This is a genomic window from Arthrobacter sp. 01T425 (genome assembly GCF_056398725.1).
Genome location: NZ_JBFTPY010000001.1, coordinates 472,280 through 489,592 on the forward strand (window position 1 = coordinate 472,280; position 17,313 = coordinate 489,592).

18 protein-coding genes are annotated in these 17,313 nt (G+C 65.2%); 10 read left to right on the top strand and 8 right to left on the bottom strand.

The genetic code is table 11. The features are described from left to right. Positions 1 to 11 precede the first annotated feature (11 nt). Entirely contained in the window at positions 12 to 602 is a 591-nt protein-coding gene (locus AC1DNG_RS02330) for a dihydrofolate reductase family protein (RefSeq protein WP_476855840.1), read from the bottom strand. Between the two features lie 77 nt (positions 603 to 679). Beyond that, positions 680 to 1,123: a VOC family protein gene (locus tag AC1DNG_RS02335; protein WP_476858528.1), complete on the bottom strand. Its 444-nt coding sequence runs from the start codon at positions 1,121 to 1,123 to the stop codon at positions 680 to 682. Positions 1,124 to 1,447: 324 nt separating this feature from the next. Here AC1DNG_RS02335 and AC1DNG_RS02340 point away from each other — a divergent pair, with 324 nt between their 5' ends. Both AC1DNG_RS02340 and AC1DNG_RS02345 read left to right on the top strand, forming a co-directional pair. Beyond that, positions 1,448 to 3,379: a glycoside hydrolase family 15 protein gene (locus tag AC1DNG_RS02340; RefSeq protein ID WP_476855842.1), complete on the top strand. Its 1,932-nt coding sequence runs from the start codon at positions 1,448 to 1,450 to the stop codon at positions 3,377 to 3,379. Positions 3,380 to 3,526: 147 nt separating this feature from the next. Then, a complete protein-coding gene (locus tag AC1DNG_RS02345; RefSeq protein ID WP_476886530.1) occupies positions 3,527 to 3,964 on the top strand; it encodes a DUF5956 family protein in 438 nt (145 codons plus the stop codon). A 198-nt stretch (positions 3,965 to 4,162) separates the two neighbouring features. On the opposite strand, the gene AC1DNG_RS02350 is transcribed toward AC1DNG_RS02345, so the two are convergent. Then, positions 4,163 to 4,573, bottom strand: a complete 411-nt coding sequence (locus AC1DNG_RS02350; protein ID WP_476886531.1) for a hypothetical protein — start codon at positions 4,571 to 4,573, stop codon at positions 4,163 to 4,165. 487 nt (positions 4,574 to 5,060) lie between these two features. Here AC1DNG_RS02350 and AC1DNG_RS02355 point away from each other — a divergent pair, with 487 nt between their 5' ends. From AC1DNG_RS02355 to AC1DNG_RS02370, 4 genes are all read left to right on the top strand, one after another. Beyond that, entirely contained in the window at positions 5,061 to 5,519 is a 459-nt protein-coding gene (locus AC1DNG_RS02355; protein ID WP_476870823.1) for a T6SS immunity protein Tdi1 domain-containing protein, read from the top strand. Between the two features lie 261 nt (positions 5,520 to 5,780). After that, positions 5,781 to 6,005: a hypothetical protein gene (locus AC1DNG_RS02360; RefSeq protein WP_476886532.1), complete on the top strand. Its 225-nt coding sequence runs from the start codon at positions 5,781 to 5,783 to the stop codon at positions 6,003 to 6,005. A gap of 265 nt (positions 6,006 to 6,270) precedes the next feature. Further along, a complete protein-coding gene (locus AC1DNG_RS02365) occupies positions 6,271 to 6,396 on the top strand; it encodes a hypothetical protein (RefSeq protein ID WP_476858532.1) in 126 nt (41 codons plus the stop codon). Positions 6,397 to 6,880: 484 nt separating this feature from the next. Then, positions 6,881 to 7,978 (top strand): AAA family ATPase, encoded by a 1,098-nt coding sequence (locus tag AC1DNG_RS02370; RefSeq protein ID WP_476886668.1) that lies wholly within the window; start codon positions 6,881 to 6,883, stop codon positions 7,976 to 7,978. A gap of 251 nt (positions 7,979 to 8,229) precedes the next feature. Here the strand turns inward: AC1DNG_RS02370 and AC1DNG_RS02375 are convergent, their stop codons facing one another. Continuing rightward, positions 8,230 to 9,516, bottom strand: coding sequence for an FAD-dependent oxidoreductase (locus AC1DNG_RS02375; protein ID WP_476886533.1), 1,287 nt, complete (start codon positions 9,514 to 9,516; stop codon positions 8,230 to 8,232). Beyond that, a complete protein-coding gene (locus tag AC1DNG_RS02380) occupies positions 9,509 to 10,834 on the bottom strand; it encodes an MFS transporter (protein ID WP_476886534.1) in 1,326 nt (441 codons plus the stop codon). The genes AC1DNG_RS02375 and AC1DNG_RS02380 overlap by 8 nt, the downstream gene beginning before the upstream one ends. Before the next feature lie 49 nt (positions 10,835 to 10,883). On the opposite strand from AC1DNG_RS02380, the gene AC1DNG_RS02385 reads away from it, so the two are divergent. From AC1DNG_RS02385 to AC1DNG_RS02400, 4 genes are all read left to right on the top strand, one after another. Continuing rightward, positions 10,884 to 11,705 carry an IclR family transcriptional regulator gene (locus AC1DNG_RS02385; protein ID WP_476886535.1) on the top strand — a complete coding sequence of 274 codons (822 nt, stop codon included), beginning with the start codon at positions 10,884 to 10,886 and terminating at the stop codon, positions 11,703 to 11,705. A gap of 119 nt (positions 11,706 to 11,824) precedes the next feature. After that, a complete protein-coding gene (locus AC1DNG_RS02390; protein ID WP_476886536.1) occupies positions 11,825 to 12,955 on the top strand; it encodes a cupin domain-containing protein in 1,131 nt (376 codons plus the stop codon). Further along, complete coding sequence (locus AC1DNG_RS02395) at positions 12,955 to 13,791, top strand: fumarylacetoacetate hydrolase family protein (RefSeq protein WP_476858537.1); 837 nt, start codon at positions 12,955 to 12,957, stop codon at positions 13,789 to 13,791. Before AC1DNG_RS02390 ends, AC1DNG_RS02395 begins: the two co-directional genes overlap by 1 nt. Beyond that, entirely contained in the window at positions 13,791 to 14,549 is a 759-nt protein-coding gene (locus AC1DNG_RS02400; protein WP_476886537.1) for a maleylpyruvate isomerase family mycothiol-dependent enzyme, read from the top strand. The genes AC1DNG_RS02395 and AC1DNG_RS02400 overlap by 1 nt, the downstream gene beginning before the upstream one ends. Positions 14,550 to 14,634: 85 nt before the next feature. Here AC1DNG_RS02400 and AC1DNG_RS02405 read toward each other — a convergent pair whose 3' ends face one another. The 3 genes from AC1DNG_RS02405 to AC1DNG_RS02415 all read right to left on the bottom strand — a co-directional run bounded on the left by AC1DNG_RS02405 (position 14,635) and on the right by AC1DNG_RS02415 (position 17,306). Next, a complete protein-coding gene (locus tag AC1DNG_RS02405) occupies positions 14,635 to 16,092 on the bottom strand; it encodes an MFS transporter (protein ID WP_476886538.1) in 1,458 nt (485 codons plus the stop codon). Between the two features lie 90 nt (positions 16,093 to 16,182). Further along, positions 16,183 to 16,656, bottom strand: coding sequence for a MarR family winged helix-turn-helix transcriptional regulator (locus AC1DNG_RS02410; RefSeq protein ID WP_476850889.1), 474 nt, complete (start codon positions 16,654 to 16,656; stop codon positions 16,183 to 16,185). 35 nt (positions 16,657 to 16,691) lie between these two features. Beyond that, positions 16,692 to 17,306: a TetR/AcrR family transcriptional regulator gene (locus AC1DNG_RS02415; protein WP_223916318.1), complete on the bottom strand. Its 615-nt coding sequence runs from the start codon at positions 17,304 to 17,306 to the stop codon at positions 16,692 to 16,694. Between the last annotated feature and the right edge of the window lie 7 nt (positions 17,307 to 17,313).

Here is a 17,313-nt window from a genome sequence, read left to right on the forward strand (position 1 = left end):
GGGTCAGCCTGTCAGCGGATTACCCGATAGCGCACGTGGGTGACGAGGCGGGAACCGCTCACGTCCGTCGGCTCAAGCTTGAGGTCCGTCACGCCGTCCAGCAACCGCTCGCCCGCTCCCAAAACTATGGGCGCAATGTGGAGCCGCAGCTCGTCGATCAGCCCCGCCGAAAGGAATTGTCGGGCGGTCTGCGCTCCTCCGGCTATGGCCACGTCCTTACTGCCAGCGGCCTTCCGCGCCTGGGCCAACGCCGATTCGATCCCATCGGCCACGAAGTTGAACGTTGTGCCGCCCTCCATCTCCAAGGGCTCGCGGGGGTGATGGGTGAGAACGAACACAGGTGCGTGATAAGGCGGGTCCTCACCCCACCATCCCCGCCACTGCTCATCCCATGCCCCGGGACCGGCGTACATGTTCCGGCCCATGATGTAGGCGCCAGCGGCGAGGATGCCTTCGAGCTCCGCAGCGTTGGACTCGGCTTCTTCGAACATCCACCTGTGGAGGAGTTCTCCGCCCCGGCCCAAAGGCTCCGTCATGCTTTGGTTTGGGCCCGCAACGAATCCGTCGAGGGAAATAGTCAGATCGCATGTGACTCTGCTCATGCGCCCATCATGCCAGCACTCGGCGGGGCCCTGACATATCAAGGCGCAGGCGTGCTAGCGGGTTTGGAGTTGGCGAATCAGCCGATCCGCTCGGCCAAGGACACGATAATCCCCTCCGGGCCGCGCACATAGGCCATGCGCCAGAGGTGCTCGTACTGGCCGATGTCGCCGACCAGCCCGAAGCCGTCCGCGGCCAGACGGTCGACGACCGCCTGGAGGTCGTCGACCTCGAAGGCGACGTTGCGCAGCCCCAACTCATTTGCCATCGCCGCGGGCGATCCAGGCTGGTGGTCGGGCCGGACAAAGCTCGAAAGCTCCAGCCGGGTACCTCCGTCGGGCGGCCGGAGCATGACGATTTCCGTACGGGAGTCGGGGATGCCGATCACCGTGTCGAGGAACTCGCCCTCGACGAACATCGGCGCGCCCTCGACCTCGAGGCCCAGCCCGACGAAGAACGCCGTCACCTCTTTGAGATCGGCAACGGTGATACCAACATGATCGAAACGCCGTACCTGTGACATGAGATCAATCCTCCGTTGTTCATCTTGTCGATCCATCGGAATTGCTGAGCCGACGGGGATTCTCAGCACAATCATCGGCGAAATCCTTCAGAGCCCCGATTGAACAATCCCAAGGGTTGGCAGAGCGGGTCAACGTTGTCCCGGGTCGAGGAGGCCATCGACCATGTAGGGAATTCAGGTCCAGCGCCTCTTTGGCCGGCGGCCGTACGATATTTTCGCCGCCGCATCGCCGTCGTCCTCTGCGATGAAGCACTGACCGTTGGGGAGGAAGCCGTCCAGGTAGCCGGAGTCCCGTTTCCACCCTGAGGGGAACATACTGGGGTGGTGAGCATCGACGCCCGGTCAGGGGCGGAGGGGAGGCGGCGGCCCGGGGCCGGCACGAGCCCGTATCCGCCGATCGCCGACTATGGGTTTTTGTCTGACTGTGAGGCCAACTGCTTGATTGCATCGAGCGGGCAGGTCGAGTGGATGTGCGTGCCGCGTCACGACTCACCGAGTGTGTTCTCCACTATCCTCGACCGCGCCGCGGGTGGCTTCAAGGTGGCACCCTACGGCGTCCGGGAGCCCACTGCGCGCCGCTATCTCCCCGGCAGCTTGATCTTGGAGACCACCTGGCAGACCAGGACGGGCTGGCTGATCGTGAGGGATGCCCTGGTGATGGGTCCGTGGCACCACACCGACGAGAGGGCCGGCCGGTACCGCCGCCCGCCGACGAACTACGAGGCCGAGCATTGCCTGCTGCGCACCGTACGGTGCGTCAACGGTGCGGTTGAGCTGTCCGTGCTGTGCGAGCCGGTCTTCGGCTACGGCCAGCGCCGGGCACGGTGGGAGTTCTCCAGCCCCGCATACGGAGAGGCCGTGACCGTCAGCGGCGATGAGGGGGATCCGGTGCTGCATCTGACTACCGACCGCCGGCTGGGCATCGAGGACTCCATCGCGGTCATTCGCAGCCGGATGACCGAGGGCGAGCAGGCCTTTATCGCGCTCTCCTGGGGGTCGCTGCCCCCGCCGCGGACGTGGGAAGAAGCCACACGCAAGCAGTGGCAGACCACTGAATTCTGGAGGCAATGGATCACCGGGGGCGAGTTCCCGGACCACCCGTGGCGGGAGCAGCTGCAGCGCAGCGCGCTGACGTTGAAGGGCCTCACCTACGCGCCGACTGGAGCTCTGGTCGCGGCGCCCACCACCTCGCTGCCCGAGACACCCGGGGGAGAGCGGAACTGGGACTACCGGTACACATGGGTGCGCGATTCCACGTTCGCGCTCTGGGCCCTCTACACCCTCGGCCTGGACCGGGAAGCCGACGACTTCTTCGCTTTCATCCGCGACGTCGCCGCCGAGGACGACCTGCAGATCATGTACGGCATCGACGGCGAAAGGGACCTTCCCGAGGTTACTGTCGAGGGACTCGGCGGCTACGACGGCGCCCGCCCCGTCCGGATCGGCAACGCTGCCGCCCACCAGCGCCAGCTCGACGTCTGGGGCATGATGCTGGACTCCGTCTACCTCCACGCCAAATCCCGTGACCAGCTTCCCGAGCCGCTCTGGCCCGTCCTGCTCCGCCAGGTCGAGCAAGCCGCCGCCCACTGGCGGGACCCCGACCACGGGATCTGGGAGGTCCGTGGCGAACCGAAGCACTTCACCTCCTCAAAGCTCATGTGCTGGGTCGCCCTGGATCGTGGTGCCCGGCTGGCGCGCCTGCACGGTCAGGCTGATTACGCCCGAAAGTGGGACGCCATCGCCACAGAGATTCATGAGGACATCTGCCGCAATGGTGTCGACGACCGAGGCGTGTTCGTCCAGTCCTACGGCACAACGAACCTCGATGCCTCGCTTCTCCTTGTTCCGCTTGTCCGATTCTTGCCCGTCAACGATCCTCGCGTGCGCGCCACGGTCGTGGCCATCGCCGATGAACTCACCCGGGACGGACTCGTCCTGCGCTACCGTCCCGAGCAGACCGACGACGGTCTCACCGGCGACGAAGGGACCTTCACGACCTGCTCGTTCTGGCTCGTCTCGGCCCTTGTCGAGATCGGGGAGGTGGTTCGCGCCAAGGCACTGTGCGAACGTCTGCTGTCCCTTGCCAGCCCCTTGGGCCTCTACGCTGAGGAGCTGGATCCGGTGAGCGGCCGTCACCTCGGCAACTTCCCACAGGCGTTCACCCACCTGGCCCTCATCAACGCGCTCGTGCACCTCATCCGCGCCGAAGAAACCAACCGCGCGGCGCAGTTCGCCCCGGCCCACCGCACGCCTTGAGACGCAGACGAAGGTCAAGGTACGGATTGCAACGACGGGCTCAAGCTTCCACGGGAAGCCGCCCTGACGCGGGTCCCGGAACCGGATGTTCTGCCCCGCCGCAGCCGTGCGGAGACGTGACCCATTCGGAGAGGCAAGGAGCAGCCCATGTGGAGTGACGTGCAGGAATCCGAGCCCTCAGCTTCCTGGCTGGACCTGCCCGAGAATGGCTGGGGGGCGCTCATCGGCTGGGCAGCCGGCCTGGACAACTTACGCCGCCGCCCGTCCTCGGACGCCGGCAGGACAATCACCGGTTACACCGAGCGCGGGGGTAAGCAACAACCCTTCGAGGAACCGTTCACAGCTGCCGACCGGCTGGGAATCGACGATGACATCGACCGGTACCTCCGGGATGCCGGCCTCCCGCCGCGGCCGAGGGGCTACGTCTGGATGATCCGTGTCCCGGAAGGGCACGCATCATCCGAGGCCTTCTTGGCTGAGGTAGACACCGCAATCCTTCGAACCGCCGAAGGCACTGTCAATCCGAAGCAGCTGCGGCCGATCTTCGCGGCTAGTCTCCGCGATTTCTATGCGAAGGACATTTGATCAACCAATACGGAGACCTGAGAACGGGCGGTGGGGGAGCTGGGCTGACAGGACCTGGAGCGATCTAGGGGAGTCCGCTCGGTCGTGGCCTGGCAGTCCAATGGCAGCCGTGCAGGGAGCCTCCCGTGGATTCGGCGCCTATCCGGCAGCTCATTTGTCGCCGTCGGGGCCGGGCAAGGAAGCGGACTCAAACCGTGGTTACTCGGCTTTGAAGCTGAGCGTGTCTGTCCCGTTCGTCCAGGTCAAAGTGTCTTGTTTATAGGTCATTGCAATGGGACGTTTCAGGAATTCATGAATCCATGCTTGATGGTCGCCGGCGGTACCGATGCAGCCGCTGGCGCCAGTGGCGATTTTTCCGAGGGTCATGATGTTTCCAGCAATTGTGGCTGGCCCGCTGATGGGGGAGCAGTCTGTTTTCATGGCCAGCTGCAGGGTACCTTCGACGGAGCTCAGTCGCACCTTGATGGTCCCGGCGGCCGCCCAGGGTAGAGCCATACCGTTTGATGTTGCGGCGACGCTGCTGTAGGTGGAGCAAGGCGCGGTGGGCAGGAAAGCCGCGCACGTTTCCCGCGGCGGGCCGGAGGTGGCCGGGACGGGGCTTTTACTCACGGAGCTGGTCGGGGCACTCGGTGATGTTGCTGCGATTCCGGAAGTGGTGGGCGTGGAGGCTGCTGATCCCGGTACCACTGATGGGGTGGCTGCGCATGATGTCATGAGCAATGCCGCCAGAACCGAAATTCCTATTCGAAGGCGCCAGCTGCGATCCATTGTTCCCCCTAGTGAATGAACGCTGAACCGAGCATAGGCTTCCAGACCTAGGTTGTCTTTGGCCTCTGCTGATGAATTTGGCGGCCACGATTCACGCCCATACCCCAGTCAAGGGACGAGAAATTGACATGGCGTTTCCCGAGGCGGCTGAGACGCCCGAAACGGAGGCTGACGGGGAGGCCATTTTCTTGCCATGAACCCTGGTTCGTCCTTACATACCGCCTACTGGCATCTCTGCGATCAAGTTCGGGCGTATTTGATATGGAATAGCGCCCAACTTCTGGGAATTTCGCACGTGGGCCGCGAGTGTCTCCGCTAATGTCACGTTATGCAACCTCTTCGTCGATTCCCGCCGGCTCTCTATGCCGAGGCTCTCGAGTCCTGGACGTTCCTCGATCTTGCCGACAAGCGTCCGCTTTTCACTTCGCCGTTCGGAGACGTGTTCTTGCAGACGGAGAGCGGATTCTGGTTCCTCGACGTCATTGCCGGTGAACTTACTCGGCTGTGGTCGAGCGAGGGTGACCTGATCGCGGTACTGAACTCTCGCGAGGGGCAAGCCGAGTACCTCATGGTCGGTTTGGCCGACCAGGCAGAGAACGCGGGCCTCCAACCGGGCGAGGCCGAAATCTACGGTTTTCGCATACCACCAGTTCTCGGAGGTCCAACCGAACTTAGCAACGTCGAGTTAGGCGATTTTGTCGTGACCCTGAACATTGCTGGCCAGATTCACGATCAGGTCCGAACTCTTCCCCCCGGAACACCGATCAGCGGAATATCCCTGGCCTAAAGGCGATGTACGAATGCGCATTGGCTGCGTGGTCCGAATGGTCGGGGGAGAGGGGGCTGCCTGATGCATCTGATGAGATGCAGACTACAAGCGGGAAAGTGACTTACCGGTCTGAGTCCAGTTCGTCGGAGTTGGGTGGCTAGATCAGTCGGATGTTAGCGGCGAGAGGTCATGGGAATCCCATGCGGGCTGTTTCATGCCTTCCCCTGCCTAGCAGCGACAGGTACGCTCACGGTGAGAAACACTGGGGGAAAATTCCGCATGGACGTTGAGGGCACCGGCAAGGCTAGGTCCAGCAAGGCGACGTGGCAGTCCGTCTACTCCATGCTCGGGCCCTTGAAAATCGCCAATCTCACGATGCTGGTAGCCATCATCTTGGCCGTCGTGTTCCAACCCAAAGCTAATGATCCGAGCACCTACTGGGCAGCAGCTATGGTGGCCTTCGTTATGCTTGTGGCCGGCTTTTTCGGGGAGGGCTCCGGTTGAAGCGCGTCCGGACATCGGCCGCGGAGGACCGGCGGCGTATCGCGGCGGGTCTTCCCCTGGACCCAGAATACCCCGAAGACTAAATAGGCAGGGGCAGATAAGCCGCCCCCGGGGGAGAATCATATTCGTCGAACTCTGCCCCCGGTTCCGCCGATCGATTGCCCCTACGTCCCGAGGCCAGGACCCGTTCAACTTCGAGGTCGGCCAGATCGAAGACGCCTTGCAGCTCTGCCCGGGTGAACGCCAGATTCAGGATCGAGCGCTCATGGGCGAAGAACCCGTCGGCATCATCGACGGTCCAGTTCTAGCTGCACGGTACCTCGAACCAGTTGACCTTTACACGCCCGGGCTGTTGCCCGGCGCGGCGCCGGACGGGCCCGGATCCCTGTAACGGCGAGGACTTCGGCGTCCAGTCAGTCGAAACCGGGGAGTGCGTATCACCGGGTTCTAATCTGAGATTCTGCACTTGGATTGATTCAACTTGACATAATGTTGATTATCGGCACTTAAAGGAGGATCGGAAAGTGGGGGTCATCTTGTTAGCCAGCGAAGGTGTCTGGGTCGTCCACAGTGGATAGGTCCGGCCGCGGATGAGCGCCCCGGCCAGTACCCAGACTGTGGACACAAAGCGCTGGGCGAACCGAACGTCGTATCTGTCAGTTTGCCTGGCCGCAGCCTGACTGCTGCAGTCTCAGGTGGTCAGAACCGAGACTGCATAGGACGCATGGTCGACTTGTTTTTCGTACAGGGATGGCCCGACGCTGCATATTCGCCCTGCAGGAGCTCCTGAGACTTTGCGGGATGTGGCGCCTGATAGTGTGATATCAGTTTCACCACTTTCACCACTTTCACCTACTTTCACCCTGGAGGTCCCGGTGCGGAACCCGTTCAAGCCCACCGCAGGAGCCACACCGCCGGACTTGATTGGGCGGGCCGGGCTCTTGGATGAATTCGAGTACGGCCTGCAGCAAGGCTCGGGAGCACCCGGGCTTTTGACCATCATCACCGGATCCAGAGGCATCGGCAAGACAGTCATGCTGAGCGCCGCGGAACGGATCGCAGGGACTCACGGCTGGGCGGTTATCTCCCGAACAGCAAACCCCGGTTTCCTCGCCGGAATCGGCGACGACATGCTCCGGCTTGTCGAGGAGCTCGGAGACGGGCCCCCAACACGGAAAATCACAGCATTCTCGGCGGCAGGGTTCGGACTAACAACGCAACTCCCCCAGGAACGGAGTGCCGACTGGCGACGGACCGGGAACGACCTTCTGCGGCTGTTGGACGCAAAAGGTACAGGACTCGTTATCACCATCGACGAGATACATGCGGTCGACCGCACAGAAATATCCCAACTGGCCGCTGAAGTGCAGCATTTCATCCGCGACGGACTGCCCATCGGCCTCATCTTCGCCGGCCTGCCATCCGCCGTCTCCGACCTCCTAAATGAAGGAGTGGCGACCTTCCTGCGACGCGCCGACAGGATCAATCTCCACGAGGCAGCCATCGCCGAAGTCACCGCATCCTACAGCGAGCTCTTCAGCGAGGGAGGAATAGGCGTCTCCCCCGGCCTCGTCAGTGAAGCCGCGGAGGCTACCGAGGGCTACCCCTTCCTTATTCAGCTTGTGGGCTACTACCTCTGGCTGGAGGCGGGAAAGGCCAACTGGAAACTGGATGAGAGCAGCGTGCAGAGCGCCATCACCGCCGCTCAAAGACGAAACACATTAGTAGTCGTCGAGTCAGCACTATCGGATATCTCGGACAAGGACCGCGAGTTCCTCGACGCCATGGCCCTTCAGGATGGACCATCGGCAGCGGGCCTGATCGGAAACATCATGACGGCCAAGCCCAACGTGGTGTCCAAGTACCGAAAGAGACTCATCGCCGCGGGACTGATCGAGTCAGCCGGCTACGGCAGGGTGGACTTCGCAATCCCCGGACTCCGCCAATACCTCCGCGAAACAGCGTCGGCCTGAAGCAGTGACATAACGTCAGCGGAGCTCCTCGACCAGCCCGATGATGATTCCGGCGGGGCCGCGGACGTAGCCCAGCTTAGGGGACCGGGAATTCTTGCCGTTGACGAACACCGTGCGTCGACAACATCCAGGAATCGGCGGAAAGTCCGCACTGGATCATGACCGAAGAAGCTCCGGGCCGGCTCCTTGAGGAAGCCGGCCCGGAGCTCGTAACGGGTCACCCAATGACGGCGCCCGGCCCGGAGCCCGGATCAGGCGGAAATCTTGTCCGCCATGCCGGAGTGTGCCGCGCGGGCCGCCGGCACGCCGTCGCCGTCCTGGCCGTACAGCCAGTCGTTGTACTGGAAATCGTTGTCCATCCGGCTCTTGAAGAGCAGGTTGCGCAGCGTCCGGGCCAGCCCGGACACGTGCCAGGATTCGCCCCAGACGCGGGCGGTGCGCTGGACCCTGGCGGTGCGGCCGGCGCGGAGGTTGTTGAATTCCTTGATCGCGCCGTCCCAGGCTGCGGGGTTGAAGCCGTCGGCGGTGAACACGGTGCCGTCGGTGACGTCCTGCAGCACTGCCGCGTCCTCGAGCGCCTGGCAGGCGCCCTGGGCCAGGTACTGCAGCATCGGGTGCGCGGCATCGCCCATCAGCACCATCCGGCCGGCCACCCAGTTTTCGATCGGATCGCGGTCGTACATGGGCCAGCGCATGCTGGTGCCCAGGTTTTTCAGCGCAGCCTGGACGGCGGGGACGCAGTCCTTGTACGCGGCCTCGAGCTCGTCGACTCCCCCGTACTGCTCCTCGCCGCGCTCAAAGGAGGCGGACTTGAAGACGGCCACGGTGTTCAGCAGCTCGCCCTTGCGCAGCGGGTACTGCACGAGGTGGCAGTCCGGTCCGAGGTAGACAATGACGTCCTCGAGGTCCGCCTTGGGTGTGTGTTCGGTAATCGGCACGGTGCCGCGGTAGGCGACGTAGGCCGAGGGGACCGGCTCGTCGCCGGCAACGAGCGGGCGCAGGGTGGACTTGAGCCCGTCGGCGCCGATGACGACGTCGGCCTCGTAGTCCACACCGGCGGCCGTGTGGGCCACTCCCCTGCCGTTCACGGTCTCCACGCTCTCGACCATGACATCGTTGACCAGTTTCACGCCCGCCGCTTCGCAGCCCTCGAGCAGGACCCGGTGCAGGTCGCTGCGGTGGATCACCACGTAGGGCGCACCGTAGCGTTCCTCGAATTCCCCGCCGAGGCTCTGGCGCGTGAGCTCCTCGCCGGTGACGGCGTCGCGGAAGACCAGGTGCTTGGGCTGGACGCCAATCTCCAGGGCCTTGTCCAGCAGGCCCCAGCGCTTCAGGACGCGGGAGGCGTTGGGCGCCATCTGCAGCCCGGCGCCGACCTCGCCGAATTCGGGCGCCCGCTCCACGAGGGTGACGTCGGCGCCGCTTTCCCGCAGCGCGAGGGCTCCGGCCAATCCGGCCATTCCCCCTCCGATGACGAGGACATCGGTGGACCGGCCGTCGGTGGACAGGAAACTGGTGGACGGGACGTGCTCAGACATTGCTTGCTCCTGTTAGTGAAGGGGAGGTTGAGAGTTTTGATTTGAGTTTGAGCCCGACGGCGGCCAGCAGGACCGCTGCTATCGCGGCTGCACCGGCGAAGGCCAGGAAATTGGAATTGACGCCCAGTCCGGCAGCCAGCAGGAGGCCACCGATCTGGGGTGCGGCGACGGCGCCGATGCGGCCGGTCCCGAGTGCCCAGCCCAGCGCGGTCCCGCGCAGGTGCCCGGGATAGTGGCTCGCGACGGCGGCGATGATGAGGCACTGCGTGCCGTGGGTGCCGACGCCGGCGAGGACCAGCATGAGGTACACGACGGTGACCGGCGGTCCCGCAACCAGGACCACGAGAGCGCCGGCGGCGACGGCGGCCGCGGCGATCGCCGTCGGAATCGGACCGAAGCGGGTCCCGGCCCAGGCCGTGATCACCGAGCCGGCCACCGCACCCAGGTTGAGGGCCAGGGCGAAGGTAAGGGCGGAGCCCAGGTTGTAGCCGGCCAGCTGCATGAGGTTGGGCAGCCAGGTTCCCAGCCCGTACCAGGCGAACAGGGTAGCGATCGTCGCGAGGGCGAACAGCAGGCTCACCCCCAGGTAAGGGGCGCGGAGCAGGGACTTGAAGCCGATCGGCTCTTTGAGGTTGCGAGTTCCCCTGTCCGCGGCACTGACCGGGGCCAGCGTCTCGGGCAGGTATTTCAGTCCGAGAGGCACCACGATCATCAGTGCGAGCACGGCCACGAGGAACATGGACTCCCAGCCGAAGGCAGGGATCAGCTGGATGCCGACGAGGGCGGCGATGGACCCGCCGATCGGGACGCCGGACATCATCAGGGTGGCGATGGTGGACCGCCACTTAGTGGGGACCAGTTCGGCAACGAGGGCGTTCGCCGAGGGCACCAGGCCACCGAGCCCGATGCCCGCCAAGAGCCGCAGCCCCCCGAAGGCGGCCGCATTGGGGGCGAAGGCGCAGAGGATGGTGAAAATCGAAAAGACGATGGCGCAACCCAGGATGGTGCGGCGGCGGCCCCACGAGTCGGCCATCCGGCCGGCGAAGATCGCCCCGATCATCATGCCGACGAAAGCCATGGAACCAATGGTCCCGGCGGTGGCCTTGGTCAGCCCCCATCCGGTCTCGGAGATCAGGGAGGACTGGACCGTGCCGTAGACGATCAGGTCGTAGCCATCGAAGACCACCAACAGCCAGCAGACCAGGACGGCGGCTGCCGAGCCTTTGGAGAACCGTGATGCAGGCCCACCAACGGTTAAGGGGGCAGCTGCCCCCGGCGAAGACCGTTGCGGCACTGCAACAGATTGTGTGTGATTCATGCCACTCACTGTCCTAGCCGCCGCAGGTGAACCACAATACAATTCTGATGTGCAGAACAACCCATCCGCCAGAGCGGCCCGCAAGCCCGTCCAGAAACGGCCCACCTATTCCATCGAGGCGGTGGACAACGCGCTGCAGCTCCTCCAGCTGCTCCGCGACGGCGGAGCACTTCGGCTCAAGGACGCCGCCGAGGAGCTGGGCGTGGCGCCGTCCACCGCCCACCGCCTGCTGGCGATGTTGGTCTACCGGGGATTCGCCGTGCAGGATGAAACCCGCCGCTATGTCCCCGGCCCGGCAATGGGCGTCGGGCCGGCCGGCCTGAGCTGGACCCGGCTGCTCCGATCCCTGGCCCAGCCGCACATGGAGCTTCTCTCTGCACGGCTCAACGAGACGGTGAACCTCATGGTGCGGGTGGGGACGAAAGTGCGCTTCCTGGCGACGGTGGAAGGGAACAATGTGCTGCGGGTTGGTGACCGGCAGGGGACGGTGATGGCCGCCAACAAAACGTCCGGAGGCAAGGCCATGCTCGCCGAACTGGAACCGCCGATGATCGACCAGCTCTTTCGCAGCAACAATGCCGAGATTGGCGGGGACACCATTGCGGCCGCGGAGTACCCGGCGTTCCTGCGCGAGCTTGAATCCGTCCGCAGTAACGGATTCGCGGCCAATTTCGAAGGCACGGAAGAGGGCGTGAGCGCGCTCGGGATGGCCCTGCACAACCGGCACGGGCACGTGGTCGGCGCACTCAGCGTCGCCACCCCCGCGACCCGCTTCCGCCGCGTGTTTGACGCCGGGCTGGTCCCCGCCCTGCGGGAAACCTGCCGGCAGCTGGAGATCGACATCGCGGCCAACCCGGCCGAGCCGGACTGAGCGCCGCGGGAGCCCGGTTCCGGGAATTCTGACCAGCAGAATATGTTGGGGGTCACACACCGGCATCCGTAGAGTCGAACTACGCCAACGAACTGTTCTGACCTACCGAGGAGGCCCACGTGTCCATCAGCGCCGAGAACACGACTCACGAATCAGTGGCCGCGGGGCACACTGCTCCGGAGCCGACGCCCGAAGAAGCTGCCCAGCTCAAAGAGCTGTACCGGGATTTTGACCGCGAAAACCTGATCCCGCTGTGGACCGAGATCGCAGACCTCATGCCGATGGTCCCGACCCCCAAGGCGGTCCCCCACGTCTGGCGGTGGAGCGACCTGTACCCGCTGGCTGCCCGTGCCGGCGATCTGGTCCCGGTGGGCCGGGGCGGGGAACGCCGGGCCATCGCCCTGGCCAATCCCGGCCTGGCCGGGACGCCGTACGCCACACCCACGCTGTGGGCAGCCATCCAGTACCTCGGCGCCCGCGAAACGGCGCCCGAACACCGTCACTCGCAAAACGCCTTCCGCTTCGTCGTCGAGGGCGAAGGGGTCTGGACTGTGGTGAACGGGGACCCGGTGCGGATGTCCCGCGGCGACTTCCTGCTGACGCCGGGCTGGAACTTCCACGGGCACCACAACGACACCGATGAGCCGATGGCCTGGATCGACGGCCTGGACATCCCGTTCGTGCACTACGCTGACGCCGGCTTCTTCGAATTCGGCACCGAGCGCGTCACCGACGAGGCCACCCCGGACATCTCCCGCTCCGAGCGGCTCTGGGCGCACCCGGGCTTGCGCCCGCTGTCGGGCCTGGATGACACCACGAGTTCCCCCATCGCGGCCTACCGCTGGGAACACACGGACCGTGCCCTGTCCGAGCAGCTGCTGCTCGAGGACGAGGGCCATCCGGCCACTGTGTCCCAGGGCCACGCCGCCGTCCGCTACACCAACCCCACCACCGGTGGGGACGTGATGCCGACCATCCGCGCCGAATTCCACCGGCTCCGCGCCGGGGCCCGCACCGAAGCGGTCCGCGAGGTGGGCTCCAGCGTCTGGCAGGTCTTTGAAGGCTCCGGCTCGGTGGTCCTCAACGGCGAAACCCGGACCCTGGCCAAGGGCGACCTCTTCGTGGTCCCGTCCTGGCAGGAATGGTCGCTGCAGGCCGGAACCCAGTTTGATCTGTTCCGCTTCAGTGACGCCCCCATTTTTGAACGGCTGAACTTCAACCGCACCTACATCGAAGGACGCAACAAGTAATGAGACTTCTCACCCTCCGCACCTCTGTTGGAGACAAAACAGTTAATAAGGCTGTCCGCCAGGACGGCGACACCCTGACCGAGATCGACGGCTTTGCCGACGTCGGAGAACTGCTCCGCACCCAGGACTGGGAAGCAACCGCTAAGGCGGCGGCCGGCGCCACGCACCCTCTCGAGGGCGCCGACCTGGACGCCGTGGTCCCCTCCCCCGGCAAGATCATCTGCGTGGGCCACAACTACCGCAACCACATCAAGGAAATGGGCCGGGAAGTCCCCGAGTTCCCCACCCTGTTCGCCAAGTACCAGGAATCCCTGATCGGCCCCAACGATGACCTGGCGCTGCCGCAGGAATCCGACGCCGTCGACTGGGAAGCCGAACTCGCCGTCGTGATCGGCAAGAAGGGCCGCCGGATCAGCGAAGCCGACGCCGCGGACCACATCGCCGGCTACGCCGTCCTGAACGACGTGTCCATGCGCGACTACCAGTTCCGCACCATCCAGTGGCTGCAGGGCAAGACCTGGGAGAAGTCCACCCCGTTCGGCCCCGCCCTGGTCACCAAGGACGAGTTCACCGCCGGGCCGCTGATGACCTCCGCGGTCGACGGCGAAGTCCAGCAGAGCACCCCGACCGGTGACCTCGTGTTCACCCCGGAGTTCCTGGTGTCCTACATTTCCACGATCATCACGCTGAACCCGGGCGACGTGATCGCGACCGGCACCCCGGGCGGCGTGGGCCACGCCCAGGACCCGAAGCGCTACCTGCAGGAAGGCCAGATCCTGGTCACCACCATCGAGGGACTGGGCCAGCTGAAGAACCGCGTCATCAAGGAAGCCTGATGGTTGCCCGCCAGGACCAGACGACGGACCCGGAACTGCTCGCGGCGCTGCTGCAGGCACGGCGCGGCACGGCGTTCTTCGCCCGCAAGCTCAACGAGCTCTCCGACGCGGAACTCGACGGCGACTCGTTGCTGCCGGGCTGGACCCGCCGCCACATCACCGCGCACATCGGCTACAACGCCCGGGCCATCGCCCGGCTCATCGAATGGGCTGCCACCGGGGTGGAGACCCCGATGTACCCGTCCACGGAGGTCCGGGACCACGAGATCGACTTCGGCGCCACGCTGAGCCCGATCGCGCTCCGGCACCTCTTCGACCACTCCGCCGTGCACCTGAACGTCGAATGGCGCGACCTGCCGGGGGGCGCCTGGCACCACAAAGTCCGCACCATCCAGGGCCGGGAAGTGCCCGCCACGGAAACGGTGTGGATGCGCAGCCGCGAAGTCTGGATGCACGCCGTCGACCTCGCCAACGGCGCGAGCTTCGCCGACATCCCGGCACCGGTGCTGGAACGGCTCCTGACGGACATTACCGGCGCCTGGCACACCCGCGGCACCGATCAAGGCCTCGTCGTCACGGTCACCGACCGCGACCTGACGTTCGGGGACACGACGTCGGCGACCCCCACCGTGGTCTCCGGACCGCTGGCCGCCGTCGTCGAATGGGCCGCCGGACGCGGCAATGGCGGCGTCACCGCCACCGGGACAGGCACTGAAGCGAACGAGGGGACGGTTCCAGCCGCCCCGAAGTGGATTTGAGCACTGGCTAAACGGCAGTAAAACGGTCGTGAAAGCGGAAGGCCCCCTCGCCGAGGGGGCCTTCCGCTTTTCGTGCCTGGTTGGCTCAGCCCAGGTGCACGACTGGAGTGTCGCCAGCTGATCCGGTGAACGTCTCGCGGTCGATGTTGATGAGCAGGAGCGCTACCGGGGCAATCAGGATCGCGACGCCTGCGGCCCAGAGGAACACCATGGCATAGCCTGCAGAGAGGGCCGATAGCGTCGCGCCACCGGCCGTGGCTGCTGCGGCGATGGTGCCGAACAGGGCGATGCCGAGGGAGCCGCCGATCTGCTGCGAGGCGTTGACCAACGCACTGGCCACACCGGAGTCATCCTTGTCCACGCCGAACAGGGCGAGGTTCTGCATGGGCACGAACACCATGCCCAGCCCGATGCCAAGCAGAAGCAGGGCGGGAAGCATGTTGACGAAGTAGCTGCCCTGGGCGCTGACCTGTGTGAGCCACAGCATCGCAGCCGCCATGAAGACCGGCCCAGCGGCCGTCGGGATTTTGGCCCCCAGTTTCGGCAGGTTCTTCGCGACGAGCGCTGCCGTGATGATTACCGCAACGGTCATCGGCAGCGAAGCCAGCCCGGCGAGGAACGGCGCGAAGCCCAGCACGATCTGGATGTACAAGTTGATGAACAGGATGCCGCCAATGAGGACAGCGCCGGAAAGGAACGACGCCAGGAAGGCGGCCGCGCGGTTTCGTTCGGTGGCCACGCGCAGCGGCAGGAGCGGATGCCTGACTTTCGTCTCGACCAGGACGAAGAGTGCCAGGAGAACTGCGCCGGCGGCAATGAAGACCCAGGCTTCGGGGGCATCCCAGCCGTGCTCGGCGTTGGTGAAGCCGTAGACAAGGGATCCCAAGCCGAGGGCTGCCAGAATGACCCCGGGCCAGTCGTACTTGGTGGACCCCTGGGCCTTGCTTTCACTGACCAGGGACCACACGCCGAAGAGGGCGATAGCGGCAATCGGCACATTCACGAAGAAGCACCAGCGCCAGTTCACGTGTTCGGTCAAAAACCCGCCCAGCAGGACACCGGCGGCCGCGCCGACGCCGGTAATGGAACCGAAAATCGCGAACGCCGTGCCGCGGTCCCTTCCGCCAGGGAAGGCGACGGTCAGGAGCGCCAAGGCAGCAGGGGCCAGCAGCGCAGCGAACACGCCCTGCAGCGCGCGGGCGCCGATCAGCTCCCAGGGCTGCTGCGCGATGCCGCCGACCAGGGACGCGGCGGCGAAGCCGACGGCGGCCACAAGGAACGTCCGCTTGCGGCCCCAGAAGTCTGCGATGCGTCCGCCGAGCAGCAGGAAGGCACCGAAGGCCAGCGCGTAGGCCGTGACCACCCAGGAGCGGGTCGAGTCGCTGATCCCCATCTCGAGCTGGAGGCGCGGAAGCGCCAGATTCACGATCGTGCCGTCCAGCACCACCATGAACTGCGCGAGGGCGAGGAACACCAGCGCCCACCAGCGTTTCCCTGGCCTGCTCCCCCGCCGGACGACTGCCTCTTCCAACTGCGTTGCCATACCCATGTCCCATCCTCCAAAGTAGTAATACTTATAAAAGTATAACTATCGCGGGCGACGGGTCATGACCGTTGCAGGGGGTGATGTGGGTTACTCGGGTTCGGAGAGTATCGAGGCGAGGCGCTGCAGGGCCGGGAGGCTGGCGGCAATTTGCTCGCGCTCTTCAGGCAGCAGCCGGGAACTTGCCGACTCCAGCGCCTCCGCCCAGGCACCCTCCAGGAGCGCCTTGATCCGCTGGGATTCGGCCGTGGGGTGGAGGGCGACGTAGCGCTTGTCCGCGGCGTCGCGGATCCGGGTGACGAGGCCGGCGGCGACCAGCTCACGCAGCTGGACGCTGACGTTGCTGAACTGCCGCCCCAGACGGGAAGCGACTTCCGCGACGGTGATGCCGGGGTGGCTTTCGATGACGCGGAGGATTTCCAGGACGCCGTTGGACAGCGGCCGGACGCCGGTGTCATTGTGCGACTTCCGCCGGACGTCGGCGGAGATGTCGATCACGGCGACGGCCAGGGCCCGGTGGTCGACTGCCTCGTCCAGCACTTCGCCTGCGCCAATACTTTCCATTCCATAAGCATAGGCGTCCGTCTGCGAGGGCAGGCTTAGCCCTCGTCGCAGAGCAGGTGATACCAGTTATCGGCGAGCACCTCGAGGGCGTGCTCCCGGTTTGGTTCAAACTTCCGTCGGGTCCAGAGCGTGGCCACGTAGTCGAGCGAGGTGAAGGCCAGGGTGCCGCGAATGTGGTGCGTCTCCTCCGGGAAGCGCCCTGCCAGCTCCATTCCGCGCACGAGGTCCGAGATGACCTCCTCATGCCATCCCTCGACCAAGGCGCGCACTTCGCGATCGATGGCGGCGGCCTCCTCGAGCACGTCGAGGTACGGGCGGAAGACCGGCCAGAGCGCCGCCCGCGACTCCAGCCAGGCGAGGATGCCCGCCAGTTCGCCCGCACGCACGACGTCGACGAGCTCGGCCGCGGTCGATCCCCGTTCGGGGCCGGCCGCGCGGTCCAGTACGGCGTTGACGCGGGCCATGAAGTCCCGCATCAGGTCGCTGCGCGTGGGGTAATAGGCGTAAAAAGTCACCCGGGTGGTACCGGCCGCAGCGGCGATCTCATCGATCGTCGTCGCGGCGTAGCCCTTCTCGGTGAAGAGCTCCAGCGCCCGTTCGACGATCACGTCGCGGGTCAGCTGCTTCTGGGCTTCTCGCAACGACGACATGGATCAA

Excerpts from the sequence above, each read along its gene's own strand:
- AC1DNG_RS02380 (WP_476886534.1), bottom strand. The coding sequence starts at position 10,834 with ATGAATCACACACAATCTGTTGCAGTGCCGCAACGGTCTTCGCCGGGG.
- AC1DNG_RS02365 (WP_476858532.1), top strand. The coding sequence starts at position 6,271 with ATGGGCGAAGAACCCGTCGGCATCATCGACGGTCCAGTTCTAGCTGCA.
- AC1DNG_RS02330 (WP_476855840.1), bottom strand. The coding sequence starts at position 602 with ATGAGCAGAGTCACATGCGATCTGACTATTTCCCTCGACGGATTCGTT.
- AC1DNG_RS02355 (WP_476870823.1), top strand. The coding sequence starts at position 5,061 with ATGCAACCTCTTCGTCGATTCCCGCCGGCTCTCTATGCCGAGGCTCTC.
- AC1DNG_RS02335 (WP_476858528.1), bottom strand. The coding sequence starts at position 1,123 with ATGTCACAGGTACGGCGTTTCGATCATGTTGGTATCACCGTTGCCGAT.
- AC1DNG_RS02410 (WP_476850889.1), bottom strand. The coding sequence starts at position 16,656 with ATGGAAAGTATTGGCGCAGGCGAAGTGCTGGACGAGGCAGTCGACCAC.
- AC1DNG_RS02405 (WP_476886538.1), bottom strand. The coding sequence starts at position 16,092 with ATGGCAACGCAGTTGGAAGAGGCAGTCGTCCGGCGGGGGAGCAGGCCA.
- AC1DNG_RS02360 (WP_476886532.1), top strand. The coding sequence starts at position 5,781 with ATGGACGTTGAGGGCACCGGCAAGGCTAGGTCCAGCAAGGCGACGTGG.
- AC1DNG_RS02395 (WP_476858537.1), top strand. The coding sequence starts at position 12,955 with ATGAGACTTCTCACCCTCCGCACCTCTGTTGGAGACAAAACAGTTAAT.
- AC1DNG_RS02375 (WP_476886533.1), bottom strand. The coding sequence starts at position 9,516 with ATGTCTGAGCACGTCCCGTCCACCAGTTTCCTGTCCACCGACGGCCGG.
- AC1DNG_RS02345 (WP_476886530.1), top strand. The coding sequence starts at position 3,527 with ATGTGGAGTGACGTGCAGGAATCCGAGCCCTCAGCTTCCTGGCTGGAC.
- AC1DNG_RS02415 (WP_223916318.1), bottom strand. The coding sequence starts at position 17,306 with ATGTCGTCGTTGCGAGAAGCCCAGAAGCAGCTGACCCGCGACGTGATC.
- AC1DNG_RS02400 (WP_476886537.1), top strand. The coding sequence starts at position 13,791 with ATGGTTGCCCGCCAGGACCAGACGACGGACCCGGAACTGCTCGCGGCG.